This is a genomic window from Pseudomonas sp. P5_B2, from assembly GCF_056400445.1.
Genome location: NZ_JBFULH010001150.1, coordinates 1 through 941 on the forward strand (window position 1 = coordinate 1; position 941 = coordinate 941).

2 protein-coding genes are annotated in these 941 nt (G+C 52.5%); one reads left to right on the forward strand and one right to left on the reverse strand.

The window, feature by feature from the left end; genetic code table 11:
• A partial coding sequence (gene hpaR, locus AC1DRJ_RS29800) for a homoprotocatechuate degradation operon regulator HpaR (RefSeq protein ID WP_477805283.1) occupies positions 1-360 on the forward strand: 360 nt, incomplete at its 5' end.
• Between the two features lie 60 nt (positions 361-420).
• Here hpaR and AC1DRJ_RS29805 read toward each other — a convergent pair.
• A partial coding sequence (locus AC1DRJ_RS29805) for a MarR family winged helix-turn-helix transcriptional regulator (protein WP_477805284.1) occupies positions 421-941 on the reverse strand: 521 nt, incomplete at its 5' end.

Below are 941 nucleotides of genomic sequence, written 5' to 3' on the forward strand. Positions count from 1 at the left end.
TTTTTTCGTCCTGGCCTGAACGATCATGACTTGACCGAGCAGCAGTGGCGAGTCATTCGAATTCTTCGTCAACAAGGCGAACTGGAAAGTCATCAGTTGGCACATCAGGCTTGTATTTTAAAGCCCAGCATGAGTGGTGTGCTCAAGCGCCTGGAGCGCGATGGCCTGGTCATTCGCAGGAAAACGGCTGAAGATCAGCGCCGCATTTTCCTCAATCTGACCGAGCAAGGGCATGAATGCTTTTTGTCGATGAGCGAAGGGATGGAGCGCAATTACCTCGAGATCCAGCGGCAGTTTGGTGAGAAGAAATTGCAGAAACTGCTCGAGTTACTCGAAGATCTTAAAAAGATCAAGCCTTGAAAGGGGCTGCCTGCTTTTCCAATCGGCGACTTCCACTCATCCACCGTTTTGGACTGCTCATCACAGACCAGAATCGTCAGAGCGTGCGAGCGGGTTTTCACTAAGGGGAGTAATCGCCATCCACCCGGCCTCCAACGAATGCAACAGATGGCCAATCTGATCAAGCTCACCTTCTTTGCTATCGAGCGAATTGAGGCATTTTGAACTCGATTCCGCCAGACGGGTGATAGCGACATCTACCAAACGCATTCCTTCCTCACTCAATTGAATCAATTGACCTCGGCGATCACGTGGATCGGGAATGCGGTTGGCGACRCCGCGTTCTACCAATTTGTCCGCTCGATAGGTGGCGGCGCCTGACGTCACCTTMAGCAGACGAAAGACATCGGTTGGGCGCATGCAGTAAGGCGGGCCGCTTCGCCGTAAAGCGAACAGCAGCATGAGATCCTTCATCCCCAGTTCAAGGTCGTCCGCGATTACCTCTATATGGTGATCGATCAACATGGCGAGGCTTCGGATTCGGAGAGTAATCGCCAATCCATGGTGATCCAGATCCGGACGTTCGTTACGCCATGCTTGCG